Source organism: Streptomyces sp. NBC_01808 (assembly GCF_035917395.1).
In the GTDB taxonomy this organism is placed as follows: Bacteria; Actinomycetota; Actinomycetes; order Streptomycetales; family Streptomycetaceae; genus Streptomyces.
On sequence record NZ_CP109072.1, the window covers coordinates 7472039 to 7487386 of the forward strand.

Consider the following 15348-nt stretch of genomic DNA (forward strand, 5'->3'; position numbering starts at 1 on the left):
TTCTGCGCGCCCCGGCCGTCAGGTCTCAGGCCTTCGTCGCCTCGATGATCGCCGCGTGCTGCGAGACATGCAGTACCTGCCCCGGCACCAGCCCCGCCTTGCGCATCAGATCCTCGTACTCCGCCTGCGTCCTGCCCCTGCCGTTCAGGACCGTCAGCATCACCATGTCCACGTCCTTCGCCGGATGCGGCTCGTTCCCCTCCGGCACCAGCGCGTTGACCATGAGCATCCGGCCGCCGTCCGGCATCGCGTCCCGGCACACCTCCAGGATCCGCACGCACTGATCGTCGGGCCAGCTCGCCAGCACGTGCTTCAGGATGTAGACGTCCCCGCCCTCCGGCACCGCCGCGAAGAAGTCACCGCCCACCGCGCGCCACCGGCCCGCCAGCTCCGGCACATCCAGCACATGCCCCGCCACCACCGGCTCGCGGTCCATCAGCGTGCCCTCGAGATGCGGGTTGCGCCGCAGAATCGCCAGCAACTGCCCGCCGCGGCCACCGCCCACGTCCACCACCGAGCGGGCCGAACCGAAGTCGTACGCGCCGGCGACCTGATCGCTCAGCGCCTCCGAGAACGACGCCATACTCGCGTCGAACTGCATGCCCAACTCGCGGTTGCCGAAGAGATACTGGTAGAAGGGCATCCCGAACTCGGCCTCGAACGGGTTCCCGCCGGTACGGACCGCCTCGGAAAGGCCCGTCGCCGACCGCACGAAGATGTCGTGGCCGTGCATCTCCACATACGAGCGCATCGAACCCGGCACATCCGAGCGCAGCAACTGCGCCAGCGGCGTCAGCGCGAACCGGCCGTCGTCCTCCTGCCGGAACACCCCGTACGCCGCCAGATAGCGCAGCAGCCGTGCCAGATAGGGGGCGTCGAGCCCCGCCTCCGCCGCCAGGTCCTCCGCGCCGCGCGGACCCCCGGCCAGCAGATCGGCGAGCCGCAGCTCCGCGGCCGCGTGCAACGAGGCCGTACGCAGATAGCCTTGCGATAAATCCAGCAACCGCTCGGTGAGATCGGTAGATTCGTCCATGCACACACCTTAGGTCGGGCCTCGGACGGCTGATAGGAGCCCGGCCGTGGCAGGTTCCTGTTATCATTCGCCCCCGAAGTCGGGGCGCCTACTCGAAAACGATGCCGAGACCGCCGAGATCGGCCTTGATGTCGATCGCCGTGATCCTGCCGTTCTCCGTAGCGAAACAGAACGCCACATGCGGCCGCCCGCGCACCAGCCACACCAGCCCCGCCGCACCATCGACCAGCGCCGGAGCCGGATTCCACGTCCGGCCCGCGAACACGCGCGTCACCGCGTCCGCACCGCGGATCTCCGGCACATCCGTGATCGGATGCATCCCCCGCAGCCCGGCCTCCAGACTCATCCGCATCGCCGCCGCATCCGTACGCAGCACGATGTCCGGCGCCAGCATCGCCAGCAGCGCCTCGAAATTCCCCTCCCGGGACGCCGCGAGAAACGCCGTCGCCAGATCCGACTTCCCCGAAGGGAGAGAGGCGGCGGCGTCGTACACACCGAAAGCCTCCCCCTGCCGCGCGGTCGGCGTCGACCGCTGCACACGGCGCCGCGCCCGGCTGGCGAGCTGCCGGGCCGCGGCGGGGGAGCGGTCGACGATCGTCGCGATCTCCTCGAAGGGCACGGCGAACATGTCGTGCAGCACGAACGCGAGCCGCTCGGCCGGCGTCAGCGTGTCCAGGACGACGAGGAGCGCCAGCCCGACCGAGTCGGCGATCACCGCCTCCTCCTCCGGATCCTCCGGCGACAACTCGTCCTGGGGATCGCCCGCGTCCGTCGTGTCCACCAGCACCTCGGGGCGGGACCTGCGGGACTGCAGCATGTTCAGGGACACCCGGGCGACGATCGTCGTGACCCAGCCGCTCAGGTTCTCCACCTCGCTGGTGTCCGAGCGGCTGAGCCGGATCCACGCCTCCTGGACGGCGTCGTCCGCCTCCGGGACCGACCCCAGCATCCGGTACGCCACCGCGCGCAACCGGGGCCGATCGGACTCGAAGCGCTCCGCCAGCCAGTCGTGTTCACTCTTCACAGCCGGTCCTCTCCCCGTTCCCTGTCATGTATCTGACCCGCGAGAACACGCCGATGTGACGCGCCCCCGAACACCCGGCCGAGGGCTACCTGCCCCGCTACGGTGACCGGATGCGCGAAACCCCCGAAGAACTCCTACGCCTCCAGGAACTCCTCGACACCTCCCTGGCCCGCTCCACCGGCCACCTCCGCTCGATCATCAACACCGACCGCACGCTCACCGCGGAACAGCTCACCCGCGTCCTCACCGGGATGTGCACCCTCGCCCTGTCCACCGTGACCGCCAAGGGAGAACCCCGCATCAGCGGCGCCGACGGCCACTTCCTCCACGGCACCTGGTACTTCGGCACCGCCCGCACCGCGGCCAAGGCCCGCCACCTCACCGCCCGCCCCGCGGCCAGCGTGGCGCACATGCGCGGCGAGGACCTCGGCGTGTTCACCCACGGCGACGCGATCGCCCTCAACCCCGCGGAGGGGGAGCCGGACCCCGAGTGGCCGGAACTGCTCGCGTACTTCAAGGACTTCTACGGCGAGAACGCCTTCCGCTGGGACGAGGAAGTCGTCTTCTACCGGCTCAGCCCGCACTGGATGACGGTCTTCGCCCCGGACGCCGCCAAGCTGGGCGTCGTCTAGGGCGAAGGCTGAAGGCTGAAGGCTGAGGGCGGACGGCTGAGGAGGGCTGGGCGCCCGGTGCGTGTGCTGCTGTCTCGCGGACGGTGACAGTCATCTGTTATTTGTCAGTTGTCATCCGTCGACCGTCAGGCCGTGCCGGGCGGGGTCACCCGCGGGGGCGGGTGGCGTCGAGTGCGGTGGTGAACCGGCGGGTGAGCGTTGTCGGGTGGGTGATCGCCGTGCCGACGACCACCGCGTACGTGCCGCGCGCCAGCGCCTCCGCCGCCTCGGCCGGCGTCCCGATCCGCCCCTCCGCGAGCACCGGCACCCGCACCGCCGCCGCCAGCCGCTCCACCAGAGCGAGGTCGGGACCTGCGCCGGGGGCGGGGGAGCGGTCGGTGTAGCCGGAGAGGGTGGTGCCGATCAGGTCGGCGCCCGCGTCGGCCGCCCGCGGCCCCTCCTCGTACGTCGAGACATCGGCCATCACGAGCCTACCCGCCCGCCGCACCGCCTCGAACGACTCCGCCGCGTCCCGGCCGTCCGGCCGCGGGCGGTCCGTGGCGTCGACGGCGACGACGTCCGCGCCGGCCTCCGCGACCGCCCGCGCGTGCGCCGCCGTGGGCGTGATCACGCCTCGCGGCCGGCCGCAACGGCGAGGGCGGGGATGACGGCGGCGGGGACGCAGCGCCCCGCTGACCCGCGAGATGCCGCGCTCCCGTCCGGCAGCAGCACGGCGAGTGTGGCGGACAGGGTGGTGCGTACAGTCAACGCCCCGCGCACGTCCGGGACACGGACGCCAGAAACTCAGGGATCCGGCCAACACTCCCACCGCTCAACGCCGCTTGAACCTGCGCACCAGCCGCCCCCACGTGCCCAGCCGCAGCGCCTCGTACTCGGCGAACCGCTCCCGGTCCGCCGGCTCGGCGACGTCCTCGAAGACCGCCCATGCCTCCTCGCTGAGCACCGGGTCCTCGTGCAGCATCAGCACGAACAGCATCCCGTCGCGGCGCAGCGCGCGCAGCGCGCCGGCGCGTCCCGGCGGGTACGAGGTGAGCCCGTGCAGCGCGCGGAGCAGCGGCAGGTGCTCCGCCACCCGGTCGGGGTGGAGCCGCAGGGCCAGCCGCAGCGCGAGCTCCAGCTCGGCGTCGGGGGCCCGCGGCTCGCGGGCGAGCAGGGCGGTGACGGCGCGCGCCGCGGACGGGGCGTCCTCGGCCATGTGCCGCAGCCGGCGCCGGAGTTCGCCGTCGTGTCCTGGCGGGTTGCCGTGGGCGGCGAGGACGATCGCGGCGTGGACCGCCTCGGCGGGCGGCGGCGCTTCCATGACGGCGCCGCCCAAGGCCGCGTCCCACGAGCCGCGCGGGTCCGCCGGGTCCCCCGGCAGGGCGTCGAGCGTGCCGAGTGCCTTCAGTTCCCTGATCGCCCCGTACCGGTCCGTGGCCGACCGGCTCATCGCGAGGAAGACGAGCGCGTCGGCGATCTCCTCGTCCGCCGGCCGGCCGGAGCCGTCACCGGGCAGCTTCCTCATCACGTGCATCAGGCTCACCCGGGCCTGCGGCCCGGACTCGGCCTCGAACCGGGCCCGTACCTGCGCCGTCGTGGCGCCGTAGTGCTCCAGCGTCCGCAGCACCTCGGGGAAGGCCATGTCGTCGGGCTCGATGCTCGCGGCGGCGTCGAGCAGCGCGGGCACGGCGCCGTCGAGGTGCGTGCCGCGCAGCGCCGTCGCGGCGTAGTGGATGCAGGCCCGGTCGCGCAGCGCGCGGCCGTAGACGGGCGCGGCCCGGTCGTCGCCGATGCGGCGCAGCGCCTCCACGAGGCCCTGCTTGAGGTCGTACGGGTCCTGGTAGTGCTCGTCCCGGGGCTCGCGCTGGGGGAGGCTGTCGCTGGGGACGGTGCGGTAGCGCTCCAGCTCGAACACCTTGCCCACGCCGTGCTCGTCGACGAGGGCGTCACCCTCCTCGTACCAGGCGTCCCACACCGCGGTGACGGCCCCGACCCGCTCCAGGTGCGCGGCGTGGTCGGCGAGGAGGGCGTCGAGCCGGTCGACGAGCACGGGGACGACCTCGGGGCCCCGCTCCTGGAGCGCGACGATCGCCTGCTCCCGGAGGCTCACGTCGTCGTAGCCGCCGTCCCCGGTCCGCCACAGGGCCAGCCGCTCGATCAGCTCGCCGACGTCGTCCGCCACTGGTTCACCCCTGTGCTACGGGCCGATTCCGAAGCCAGGACCGTACCGGAACGAGAGGGCGAAGGGTCCCGAACGGCAGAACCGGTCCGGTTCCGTCACGCCAGGGGGGCCGACCGCGCGGGGCCACGGCCCGCCCGGGGCGTACCGCCCGGGCGGGGCCGCCGTCAGTCCGCGATGAACCGGTTGCCCAACCGCCCCGTGCTCTCGCTCCGTTCGCGCTGGCGCCTGATGACGTACGTGCCAGGGGCGATGCCCGTACCGCCGTGTTCCGGGTGGATGAGGTACGCGACCGCCGTGGCGTCGAGGACGCCGAGGGCGAGGCGCTGCGGGTCGTTCACGCGCCGGCTCCAGCGGCAGGTGCCCGGGTCGGCGACGAGCGTGTGCGGGTTGCCGCCGGCGGCGCCGCGCAGCAGCTCGACGCCGCCCGCGGGGACGGCCGTCCAGCGGGTGTGCGGCGGGACGGTGACGTCGTCGAGGAGCGCCAGCGGTACGACGATGAGGTCGCCCTGCGCCTGGAGGCCGGCGACGACGGGGATGGTCACCTCGCGCTCCAGGTGGGCGAGGACGTCGAGGCCGGTCCTGGCGGTGAGGTCGGCGAGGGTCACGGCTGCGGACGTGGTCATGTGCATCACCTCGGGGTGAGAGAAGGGAAGCCGGTGAGAGGAGAAGGAAGGCGGCACGTCAGGTGCGGCGGGCGAGCTGTGCGTACTGCGGGCCGCTGAGCCCGTACGACCAGCCGGCGGCGGCGACGGGGTCGTCGATGCCGGGGGGCACGCTCAGCCCGTACCGGCGGCGCCGACCGTCGGGTTCGACGGAGCCGTTGACGACGAGCAGGACGCGCCCCGGTGTGCCCCACACGCGCCGCGGCACGTGGTAGAGGTGCAGGTGGGACCCGGCGTTGCCGGGGTCGGGGGCCTCGGCGAGCAGGTGCAGTCCTGCCCGGTCGACGTATGTGTCCCAGCCGATGCGCTCGATGGCGCAGCGGCGCACCTCGACGTTCGGCTCGCGGTGGATCCGCGCCACCGTCGGCTCCGTGACGACCCACCGCGGCACGGCGGTGCCGTGCAGGGCGTACACCTCGGCGCCGTCGCCGTACCGGACGGCGGGGCGGCCGGGGTGGTGCAGCCGCAGTTCGCCGTGGCGGGCGCCGGGCAGCGGCTCGGTGTGCACCTCGGCGGGCCGCTCCGCGACGACGCACACCCCGTCACCGGGCCACCACCAGCCGGCGGCGCGGGCCAGGGCGGCCCACAGGGCGAGTTGGCGGGTGTCGGCGGCGTGGTAGGCGGTGAGGCCGAGGCGGGCGTGGATGTCGTAGTGCCCGATCCAGTGCGCGTCGTGCTGGCCGTGGAAGGTGAGCCCGCGCGGTTCGGCGTCGGTGACGGGGAGGAGGGCGGTGCGGATCGCGGGCCGCGGGCCGTCGAGCAGCGTGGCGGCGAGCGGGTCGTGGACGGCGGTCCACAGGATGTCGCGCAGCGCGTACCCGTCGCGGAGTGCGTCCTCGGCCGCCATGGTGTGCGCGACCTGGTGCCATGCCGGGCGCGGGCGGTGCCCCAGAGTCCAGGGGCGCGGGACGCGCCGGTCCAGCCGGGTGCGCAGCGCGGACAGCATCGATGCGAGCCGGGAGGCGACGGGCCAGTCCGCCCACCGCGCGGGTGCGTCGGCGGCCCGCAGCGGCGGGCGGGCGAAGGCGGGTTGCTCCTCCCGTAGCGCCGGCGGGGCCGCCGCGGGGGAGGGGATCCAGACGAACCGCGGTGGCGGCGCGCCGGCCAGGCCGTAGAGCCCGGTGACGGCCGCTTCTGCCGCCGGCCGGTCCGCGGGCAGGGTGGAGAAGGCGTGCCCCAGCCAGTCGTCGCGCAGTGCGACGGCGAGGGACAGGCGTTCGCGGGAAGAGGAAAGTGAACCGTCGAAGCGGGGAGATGCCCCGCGCGCAGAGGTCACCGCGGTCACCAGAGGGAGGCGGTGTGCGCCTTTCCATGAGGAGTCATGGCGGCCAGGTTGCCAGCGGCGGCGCGGGGGCGCAAGGGGATTACGGGCCGCGGGCGCGGGGCGGCTCCGTGGCCGGGAAATGGCGCGGCGCCGCCGCGCCGCCCTGTGATCGAATGCGGGGGAGAGGACGTGGAAGTGCAAAAAGGGGCAGGTGAACGGCGTGGTCTTCGTGGAGGTGCCGCTGACGGCGGCGGTACGGGAGGCGACGGGCGTCACCGGTCCCGCAGAACGGCTCTACGGCGGTGAGGAGTCCGCCGCCTGGCGGGTCGGCGCACACGTGGTGCGGATCGGCGGGTACGACAAGGACACCGCGGAGGCGGAGTGGTGCCACCGCGTCGCGGTCGCCGCGCGGACCGGCGGCTGCCCCGAGGCGGTCGCCCCGCTGCCGGTCCCGGGCCGGGACGACGGCGCCACGGTCGTACGGGTCGAGGGCCGCGCGGTGTCGCTCTGGCCGTACGTCGACGGGGTCTGGGCCGACGGCGACGACCCCCGCTCCGCGACCGCCGCGGCCCGCATGCTGGCCCGCCTGCACCGCGCGCTGGCCGGTGCGGACCTGCCGCCCCGGCCGAAGCCGAGCTTCCTCGAAGTCGGCCTCGCCGGCGACGTGGCGTACGACGACCCGCGGCTGCACGACCCGCAACTGGACAGGTGGCTGGCCGGGTTCAGCGCCCGCGCCCGGCTGCGGCACGCCCTGCACGGCGACTACTACCACGGCAATCTGCTCGTCGACCGCGACGACCCGGCGCGGATCGTCGCCGTACTCGACTGGGACGAGTCCCTCGTCGCCCCGCCCGAGGTGGAAGTGGGCAGCGCGGCGCTGGAGTTCGCCGACGAGCTCTGCCAGAACCCGGCGGACGCGCGCCGCTTCGCCGACGCCTACCTGGAGGCGGGCGGCACCGCCGAGGCGCTGGACGAGGAGTCGCTGACGCAGTTGATGCGGCACCGGCTGCGGCGCGAGGGCGCGTACTTCGCGCTCGCCGTGGCCCGGGGCGTGCGGCACGACGAGGAGGACCTGGACTACCACCGGCGCCGCATGGAGGCATTCGCCAGCCTCCGGCCGTAGCCGGTGCGCCCGCGAGGGGCGCGCCGGTAAACCGAGTTGTCCGGTGCGCGGGGGCGAACTACGTTGCCGAGGTGGATCAATTCGTACCCTCCTGGGCGGCGTTGCGCGCGGCGGTCGCCGGCCTGAGCGACGAGGACTTCGCGCAGCCCTCCGGCTGCACCGGCTGGCTCGTCCGCGACCTCGCCTCCCACCTGGTGATCGACGCGCAGGACGTGCTCATCACCCTGGTCACCCCCGCCGACGGCGAGCCGACGGTCGACGCGGCGCGCTACTGGCACGTGAGCGACGAGCCGCCGACCGGCGCGGACCCCCTCGACGCGCTCACCGTCCGGCTGGCGGCGGCGTACGAGGATCCGGCACTGCTGAAGTTCCACCTCGACGACGTCGGCTCCGCCGCGGGCCGGGCGGCGCAACTCGCCGACCCGGCGCTGCGGGTGAGCACGCAGGACATGGTCCTCACCGCGGGCGACTACCTCGCGGCGTACGTCCTGGAGTGGACCCTGCACCACCTCGACCTGACCGCGCACCTTCCGCACGTGCCGGGACCGCCCGCCGGGGGCCTGGCCGACACCCGGGCCCTGCTGGAGCGGATCGCGGGCGCGGCGTTCCCGGAGTCCTTCACGGACACCGACGCGCTCCTCATCGCCACCGGCCGCCGCACCCCCACCGAAGCGGAACGCACCGCCCTCGGCCCTCTGGCGGCGAAGCTCCCCCTGATCCTGGGCTGACCGGGACCGGCGGCCGCGGCCCTACGGGACCGGAGGCCGCCGGCCGCCGCACACGGGACAGCAGGCCGCCGGCCGCCCCTACGTGGCGCCGATGCGGGCCCGGACGGCGTCCGGCAGCGGGCAGGGCTCCTCCCGCGGCAGCAGCGCGGCGGCCTCCTCGCGCCGCTGCTCCCGCAGCAGCGCGCGCACGTCCCGCGCCAGCGGCGTGACGTCCTCGATCCCGCGGATCCACTCGTCGACGTACCCCCCGACCGCGGGCCCGGAGAGCCCGATCTGGATCGCGCGCCGCTCCAGCGGCCGCAGCGCCATGTCCCGCTCCGGGTCCCACTGGATCCGCACCGGGCTGGTCCTCTTCGCCGCCAGCCAGTCGTCCCGGGTGGCGTACATGCGGCTGTCGTGGTGGCTCAGGCAGGAGTGGCGCAGCGCCCACTCGAAGCCCCGCCTGCTGATCTCGACGGCCAGGACGCGCTCCTGGCCGGGCTTCTCTGCCCAGCCGCACCGGTACATCATCCACAGGAACGACGGCTTGATCCACGTCATCCGCTCGCGCTTGAACGGCGGCACGAACGTGCCCGCCCGCAGCGCCGGTTCGGCGATGGCGGGCGCGTACGCCTGGTAGACGGTGACCGTGTCCGCGGTCTGCCGCGCACGGACCTGTCGCGCTTCCGTCGTCACCCCGGGGACTCCTCTGCCCGCGCGGGGGAGCCGGTCAGGAACGCCGCCGTGGCCGCCGTGAAGAGCGCCGGGTCGTCCAGCCACGGGTGGTGGCCCGCGGCGGGCTGGACGGCATAGCGGGCGTCCGGGAAGAGGGCCGCGTACGCGGCCATCGCCGGGGGCGGCGAGTTGACGTCCACCTCGCCGGCGAGGACCAGAGCGCGGGCGGTGAGGCGGGCCAGGGCGGCGCGGGTGGCGGGCGGGTCGTAGGCGCCGGGGGCGCCGTAGGCGGCGGCGGCTTCTGCGTTGCGGTCCGCGTCGGACGCGGCGTCCAGGGCGCGGGCCGCGTCGTCCCAGCGGCCGTGGAAGAACGGAGCGATGGCGCCGCGCTCGCCGCCGCAACCGGCGGTCAGGTCCTCCAGAGCCGCGTACGCCCCGGGGAACCACGTCTCCTTCGCCCGCAGTCGCGCAGTCGTCAGCCGGGCCTCCGCGGTGACGTCGATGCCGACCGCCGCGACGCTCGGCGTGATCAGCGCGAGCTTGCCGACGCGCTCCGGGTGGCGGGCCGCGTACAGCACCGCGAGGTTGGCACCGGCGCAGTGCGCGAGCAGGTCGAGGCGGGCAAGACCGAGGTGCGCGCGCAGCGCGTCGACGTCGGCGACGAGCCGGTCGCAGCGGTACGAGGCGGGGTCGGCCGGGGTGGCGGAGGCGCCGGTGCCGCGCGGGTCGAGGCGGATCAGCCTGCGGTGCGCGGTCAGCCCGCCGAGGTCGCCGAGGTAGGCGGAGGACTGCATGGGGCCGCCCGGCAGGCAGACGACGGGCGGGCCGTCGCCACCGGAGTCGTGGTAGGCGAGCGCGGCCCCGTCGGGGGCGGTGAAGTCCTTCATGGCGACGAGCCTGTCAGCGGCGTTCCCCGCGCGGCAACCGGATTCCGGGCCGCCGGCCGGGTGTCCGCGTACCCGATCGGGCGCGGGTGCCCAGCTCAACGCTTGACAAATTTATTTGTCAAGGGGAGTCTTGGCGGCATGCAGGACATCGACGTGATCGCGGACCCGGCCTCGGCCGCCGCCGCCCTGGATCCGGTACGGGCCCGGCTGCTCGCGGAACTGCGCGCGCCCGCCTCGGCCTCCGCCCTGGCGAGCCGGCTCGGCGTGCCCCGGCAGCGGGTCAACTACCACCTGCGGCTGCTGGAGAAGCACGGCCTCGTGGAGGTCGCCGGCACCCGCGTCTGGGGCGGGCTGACGGAGCGGCAGCTCGTGGCCAGCGCCGCCGGGTACGTGGTCTCCCCGGAGGCACTCGGGGCCGCCGCCGGGGGGCCGCGGCCGGACGGCGACCGGCTGTCGGCGGCGTACGTCGTCGCGCTGGCGGCGCGGGTCGTCGCGGAGGTCGGCGGCATGGCCCGTAACGCCGTACGCGGACGCAAGCGGCTGCCGGTCTACGGGCTGGACGCCGCCGTGCGGTTCCGCTCGCCGGCCGACCGGGCGGCGTTCGCCGAGGAGCTGACGGCCGCGGTCAACGGGCTGGTCTCCAAGTACCACGACGAGTCCGCGCCGGGCGGCCGCTGGCAGCGGCTGACGGTCTCCGTCCACCCCGTGCCGAAGGGCGTCGACCCCGGCGCACCGGAGGCACCGGAGGCACCGGAGGCGACAGACGCGACGGACGCGTCGGAAGCGCCGGACGTACCGGAGGCGCCGGACGGCCCCGAGGGAGGCGAGCGGCCGTGACGGAGGACGACCCCACCGCCCGCCTCAGCAGCCACGAGATCACGGTCCCCGGCACCCCCGACGAGGTGTGGCGCGCCATCGCCACCGGGCCAGGACACGCCGCCTGGCTCTTCCCCGCCGACATCGACCCCGCCACGGGCGGCGCGATGACCGTGCGCCGCGAGCCCTACGGCGAGACCGCGCACGCCACCGTCACCGACTGGGACCCGCCGCACCGCTTCGGCTACGAGGAGCCCGCGGGCCCCGACGCGCCGCCGCTGGCGACGGAGTTCCTCGTGGAGGCCGCGGGCGGCGGCAGTTGCGTCGTACGCGTCGTCAACGGCTTCCGCCGCGACGGCGAGGGCTGGGAGGACCTGGTCGAGGGGGCCGGCGAGGGCTGGCGGATGTCGCTGACCGTCCTGCGCGCCTACCTGACGCATTTCGCCGGCCGCCCGGCCGGCAGCGTCGGCGTGCTCGCCGGCCTCGGCCTGCCCGCCGCGGAACGGCCCCGCGCCGCCGCCGTCCTCGACCGCCTCCTCGGCATCGCGGCGGCACCCGCCGGGGCCGCGTTCCGCACCCCCGCGAGCGCACCGGAGCTGGCCGGCACGGTCGAGGACAGGACCCCGGGCTACGTACTGCTGCGCGCCGCCGAGCCGTACCCCGCGCTGTACGCCTTCTCCTGCTTCCCGATGGCCCCCGGCGCCCCGCTTTCGGTCAACCTCCTCGCCCGCCTGTACGGCGCCCCGCCAGGCGCCGCCGCGCGCGAGGAGGACAGGTGGCGCACCTGGCTCACCGGCGCCCGCCACGCGTTCGGCAACTGAGGACGACGACCCGGCGACGACCGCGTGCCACCACCGCGTACGACAACTGAGGACCGTCACAGCCGTGTTCGACAAGTGAGGATCACCATGCTGCTGAAGGACAAGAACGCCCTCGTCTACGGTGCCGGCGGCATCGGCCGCGCCGTCGCGCTGGGCTTCGCCCGCGAAGGCGCCACCGTGTACCTGGCCAGCCGGACCCCCGCGCGCCTGGAGGCCGTTGCCGCGGACGTGCGCGAGGCCGGCGGGACCGTGTCGACGGCCGTCGTCGACGCGCTGGACGAGACCGCGGTCGACGCGCACGCCGACGCCGTGGCCAAGGAGGCGGGCAGCATCGACGTCTCCATCAACCTCGTCTCCGTGGGCGACATCCAGGGCACGCCCCTGGCGGAGATGACGCTGAGCGACTTCGAAGCGCCCGTCCACAACGCCGTACGCACCACCTTCCTGACGTCGAAGGCCGCCGCCCGGCACATGATCCGGCAGAAGTCCGGCGTGCTGCTCACCTTCGGCGGCGTCGGTGACCCGATGCACGACTACTTCATCGGTGGCTTCCAGGTCGCGCTGAGCGCCGTCGACATGCTGCGCAAGCAGTTCGCCGCCGAACTGGGCCCGCGCGGCGTGCGCGTCGTCGGGCTGAAGACCGGCGGGATCCCGGAGTCGATCCCGGAGGGCTTCGAGGGCCGCGACGAGCTGGTCGCCTCGCTGGTGGAGCCGACGATGCTGGGCCGGACGGCGACGTACGAGGACGTCGGCAACGCCGCCGCGTTCGCGGCCTCCGACCGGGCCGCGCCGATCACGGCGTCCGAGCTGAACATCACCTGCGGCGCGATCGTGGACTGACCGTCCCGCGGCAGTCGAATGATGTGCACGTGGGATGACCCGGGAGCGCTCCCACGCTACGCTCCCAAGCCACGCCGCGCCCCGTCACCGGGAGGGGGCGCGGCGGCTTCCGGGGGAGTCCCATGCGCACACGTCCACGTACCAGCAACCGCACCCGCAGGTCCCGCGCCCTCGCCGCCGCGCTGGCCGCCGCCCTCCTCGCCGGCTGCGCGCTGCTCGACGACGGCCCGTCCGCCGCCGGGCCGGACGGCGGGGGAGGCGGCGACGGCGGGCCCGTCACGCTGACGGTCGGCGTCTTCGGCGTCTTCGGCTTCGAGGAGGCCGGGCTCTACGACGAGTACGAGAAGCTCTACCCCGACGTCACCATCGTGGAGAAGGCCGCGCCCAGCAACGAGGAGTACTACCCGGCGCTGCGCGACGCCCTCGACTCCGGCCGCGGGCTCGCCGACATCCAGGCCGTCGAGGTCGGCAACATCAGCGAGGTCGTCGCCACCCGCGCCGACCGGCTCATGGACCTCGGCACCACGACCGGTGTCGACGAGGGCGCGTTCCTGCCCTGGAAATGGGACCAGGCGACCACCGACGAGAACAAGACCGTCGGCCTCGGCACCGACATCGGCCCCATGGCCGTCTGCTACCGCAAGGACCTCTTCCGCGCCGCCGGCTTGCCGACCGACCGCGAGGAGGTCGCCGCGCTGTGGTTCTCCGACTGGGAGAAGTACCTCGGCGTCGGCGCGGACTACATGGCGAACGCGCCGGCGGGCACCGCCTTCGTCGACTCGGCCGCCGGCGTCTACAACGGCTCGATCAGCAGCTTCCCCGTGCGCTACTTCGGCCGCGAGGGCGAGGCCATCTACAAGGACAGCCCCGCCGTCGAGGTCTCCTGGGACCTGGCGATGCAGGCGGCGCAGGGGGACATGACGGCCCGGCTCAAGCAGTTCACCCCCGACTGGGACGAGGGCTTCGCCGAGGGCGGCTTCGCGACCGTCATCTGCCCGTCCTGGATGCTGGGTTACATACAGGAGAAGGCGGGCCCCGGGGCCGCCGACAAGTGGGACATCGCCGCCGCGCCCAAGCCCGCCAACTGGGGCGGCTCGTTCCTGACGGTCCCCGAGGCCGGCGAGCACCGGGAGGCGGCGGCCCGGCTCGCGGCCTGGCTGACCGCGCCCGAGCAGCAGGCCAGGCTGTTCGAGAAGCGGGCGAGCTTCCCCAGCTCGCAGGCCGCGTACGAGCTGCCGCAGGTCGCGGACGCCACGCATCCCTACTTCAACGACGCGCCGACCGGCGAGATCTTCTCCATCGCCGCCAAGAGCATCCCGACCCTCGAACTCGGCGCGAAGGACCAGCCGATCCAGCAGCAGATCACCGACGCGGGCATCCTGCCGGTCGAGCAGGGGAAGCTGACGCCCACGCAGGCGTGGCGGGCGGCGGAGCGGAAGATCGACGAGCTGCTGGACCGCTGACGCCGCGGGGTCCCGCCGCCGCGTACCCTCAACCCCCGCCCGCGAGCGGCGAGTCGGCAGGGAACGCGCGGCGCAGCCGGCGTACGCCCTCGCGCAACTGCGCCGTGCCCGCGCCGGCCGCGTAGCTCAGCCGCAGGTGCGGCGCCGGTGCTTCGGCGGTGAAGTACGGGGCCCCGGCGGTGACCGCGACGCCGTGGCGCAGCGCCGCCGCGGCCACGGCCGCCTCGTCGGTGCCGTCCGGCAGCCGCAGCCACAGGTGGTAGCCGCCGAGCGGCGGCCGGTCCGGTACGAGCCCCGGCAACTCGCCGCGCAGCGCGGCCAGCACGGCGGTACGGCGCTCGTGCAACGCGCCCGCGAGCGCCCGCAGATGGCTCGCCCAGGCGGGGGAGCCGACGAGTTCGAGCGCGGTCTCCTGCAGCGGGCGGGGCACGAAGAGGCTGTCGACGACCTGGACCGCGCGCAGCCGCTCCAGCACCGGGCCGCGCGCCGACAGCGCCCCGACCCGCAGGCTGGGCGAGGCGGCCTTGGTCAGCGAACGGACGTGCACCACCACGCCGTCCGGGTCGTCGGCGGCGAGCGTCGGCGGCAACGGCGCGGCGTCCGCGTGCGCGAGCCCGCGCGCGAAGTCGTCCTCGACGACGAACGCCCCGGCGGCGCGCGCGGTGCGGAGCACGGCCGCGCGCCGTCCGGGCGCCAGCACGGCGCCGGCGGGGTTGTGGAAGAGCGGCTGGCAGACGAACACCCGGGCGCGGGTCGCGGCGAACGCCTCGGCCAGCAGGCCGGCCCGTACGCCGTCGGCGTCGAGCGGCACCGGCTGACCACACTGGCGCTGCAGACCTCGACCACCGCGCACTCCGCCGTCGTCATCGGCGTGCTGCCGCTGGCCACCGCCGCCTGCTCGGCCGCGCTGACCGGCCGCCGCCCGTCGGCTACGTTCTGGACCGCCGCCGGCACCGGCGCCCTCGCGGTCCTCGCCTTCACGCTGAGCCAGAGCCGCGGCCTGCCGGGCACCGGCGACCTCTCTCTCTTCGGCGCGCTGCTGCTGTGCGCGGCCGGCTACGCCCAGGGCGGCCGGCTCGCCGGGCACATGCCCGGCTGGCAGGTCATCGCCTGGGGCTGCGTCGCCGCCCTGCTTGTCACCGTCCTCGTCGCCGCGCTGGCCCTGCCGCGGGAGCCGGTGCGGGCGCGTACCTGACGGCGGGCCGTGCCGGTACGCCCCGGGCGGCCGGCCGACCCCGTC

General features: G+C 74.7%; 14 protein-coding genes and 3 pseudogenes. 8 read left to right on the forward strand and 9 right to left on the reverse strand.

Features of this window, described 5'->3' with window-relative positions; all coding sequences use genetic code 11:
- Window positions 1-25 precede the first annotated feature (25 nt).
- Window positions 26-1033, reverse strand: a complete 1008-nt coding sequence (locus OG946_RS32830) for a methyltransferase (RefSeq protein WP_326799576.1) — start codon at window positions 1031-1033, stop codon at window positions 26-28.
- An 88-nt stretch (window positions 1034-1121) separates the two neighbouring features.
- Complete coding sequence (locus OG946_RS32835) at window positions 1122-2003, reverse strand: sigma-70 family RNA polymerase sigma factor (protein WP_326800438.1); 882 nt, start codon at window positions 2001-2003, stop codon at window positions 1122-1124.
- 164 nt (window positions 2004-2167) lie between these two features.
- Here OG946_RS32835 and OG946_RS32840 point away from each other — a divergent pair, with 164 nt between their 5' ends.
- Window positions 2168-2689, forward strand: a complete 522-nt coding sequence (locus OG946_RS32840) for a pyridoxamine 5'-phosphate oxidase family protein (protein WP_326799577.1) — start codon at window positions 2168-2170, stop codon at window positions 2687-2689.
- 145 nt (window positions 2690-2834) lie between these two features.
- Here OG946_RS32840 and OG946_RS32845 read toward each other — a convergent pair.
- From OG946_RS32845 to OG946_RS32860, 4 genes and pseudogenes are all read right to left on the reverse strand, one after another.
- Window positions 2835-3299 (reverse strand): annotated as a pseudogene (locus OG946_RS32845) (N-acetylmannosamine-6-phosphate 2-epimerase); the annotation flags it as partial.
- Window positions 3300-3500: 201 nt separating this feature from the next.
- Window positions 3501-4850, reverse strand: coding sequence for a hypothetical protein (locus tag OG946_RS32850; protein ID WP_326799578.1), 1350 nt, complete (start codon window positions 4848-4850; stop codon window positions 3501-3503).
- A gap of 164 nt (window positions 4851-5014) precedes the next feature.
- The gene (locus OG946_RS32855) at window positions 5015-5473 is read right to left on the reverse strand and encodes a hypothetical protein (protein WP_326799579.1); all 459 of its coding nucleotides are present in this window, start codon (window positions 5471-5473) and stop codon (window positions 5015-5017) included.
- Between the two features lie 58 nt (window positions 5474-5531).
- Window positions 5532-6788, reverse strand: coding sequence for a DUF6745 domain-containing protein (locus OG946_RS32860; protein WP_326799580.1), 1257 nt, complete (start codon window positions 6786-6788; stop codon window positions 5532-5534).
- Between the two features lie 199 nt (window positions 6789-6987).
- On the opposite strand from OG946_RS32860, the gene OG946_RS32865 reads away from it, so the two are divergent.
- Together OG946_RS32865 and OG946_RS32870 are read left to right on the forward strand one after the other, a co-directional pair.
- On the forward strand, window positions 6988-7899 hold the full coding sequence (locus OG946_RS32865; RefSeq protein WP_326799581.1) for a phosphotransferase enzyme family protein: 912 nt from the start codon (window positions 6988-6990) through the stop codon (window positions 7897-7899).
- Between the two features lie 71 nt (window positions 7900-7970).
- The gene (locus OG946_RS32870) at window positions 7971-8627 is read left to right on the forward strand and encodes a maleylpyruvate isomerase N-terminal domain-containing protein (protein WP_326799582.1); all 657 of its coding nucleotides are present in this window, start codon (window positions 7971-7973) and stop codon (window positions 8625-8627) included.
- Between the two features lie 78 nt (window positions 8628-8705).
- Here OG946_RS32870 and OG946_RS32875 read toward each other — a convergent pair whose 3' ends face one another.
- Entirely contained in the window at window positions 8706-9302 is a 597-nt protein-coding gene (locus OG946_RS32875) for a DUF4291 domain-containing protein (RefSeq protein ID WP_326799583.1), read from the reverse strand.
- On the reverse strand, window positions 9299-10168 hold the full coding sequence (locus OG946_RS32880) for an alpha/beta fold hydrolase (protein WP_326799584.1): 870 nt from the start codon (window positions 10166-10168) through the stop codon (window positions 9299-9301). The genes OG946_RS32875 and OG946_RS32880 overlap by 4 nt, the downstream gene beginning before the upstream one ends.
- A gap of 138 nt (window positions 10169-10306) precedes the next feature.
- On the opposite strand from OG946_RS32880, the gene OG946_RS32885 reads away from it, so the two are divergent.
- The 4 genes from OG946_RS32885 to OG946_RS32900 all read left to right on the forward strand — a co-directional run bounded on the left by OG946_RS32885 (window position 10307) and on the right by OG946_RS32900 (window position 14108).
- The gene (locus tag OG946_RS32885) at window positions 10307-11005 is read left to right on the forward strand and encodes a helix-turn-helix domain-containing protein (protein ID WP_326799585.1); all 699 of its coding nucleotides are present in this window, start codon (window positions 10307-10309) and stop codon (window positions 11003-11005) included.
- Window positions 11002-11805, forward strand: coding sequence for an SRPBCC family protein (locus tag OG946_RS32890; RefSeq protein WP_326799586.1), 804 nt, complete (start codon window positions 11002-11004; stop codon window positions 11803-11805). The genes OG946_RS32885 and OG946_RS32890 overlap by 4 nt, the downstream gene beginning before the upstream one ends.
- A gap of 87 nt (window positions 11806-11892) precedes the next feature.
- Entirely contained in the window at window positions 11893-12645 is a 753-nt protein-coding gene (locus OG946_RS32895) for an SDR family NAD(P)-dependent oxidoreductase (RefSeq protein ID WP_326799587.1), read from the forward strand.
- A gap of 122 nt (window positions 12646-12767) precedes the next feature.
- Window positions 12768-14108 (forward strand): ABC transporter substrate-binding protein, encoded by a 1341-nt coding sequence (locus OG946_RS32900; protein WP_326799588.1) that lies wholly within the window; start codon window positions 12768-12770, stop codon window positions 14106-14108.
- Between the two features lie 28 nt (window positions 14109-14136).
- Here the strand turns inward: OG946_RS32900 and OG946_RS32905 are convergent.
- Window positions 14137-14922, reverse strand: a pseudogene (locus tag OG946_RS32905) (aminotransferase-like domain-containing protein); the annotation flags it as partial.
- Between OG946_RS32905 and OG946_RS32910 the strand changes: the two are divergent.
- A pseudogene (locus OG946_RS32910) lies at window positions 14923-15288 on the forward strand (EamA family transporter); the annotation flags it as partial.
- Window positions 15289-15348 lie beyond the last annotated feature (60 nt).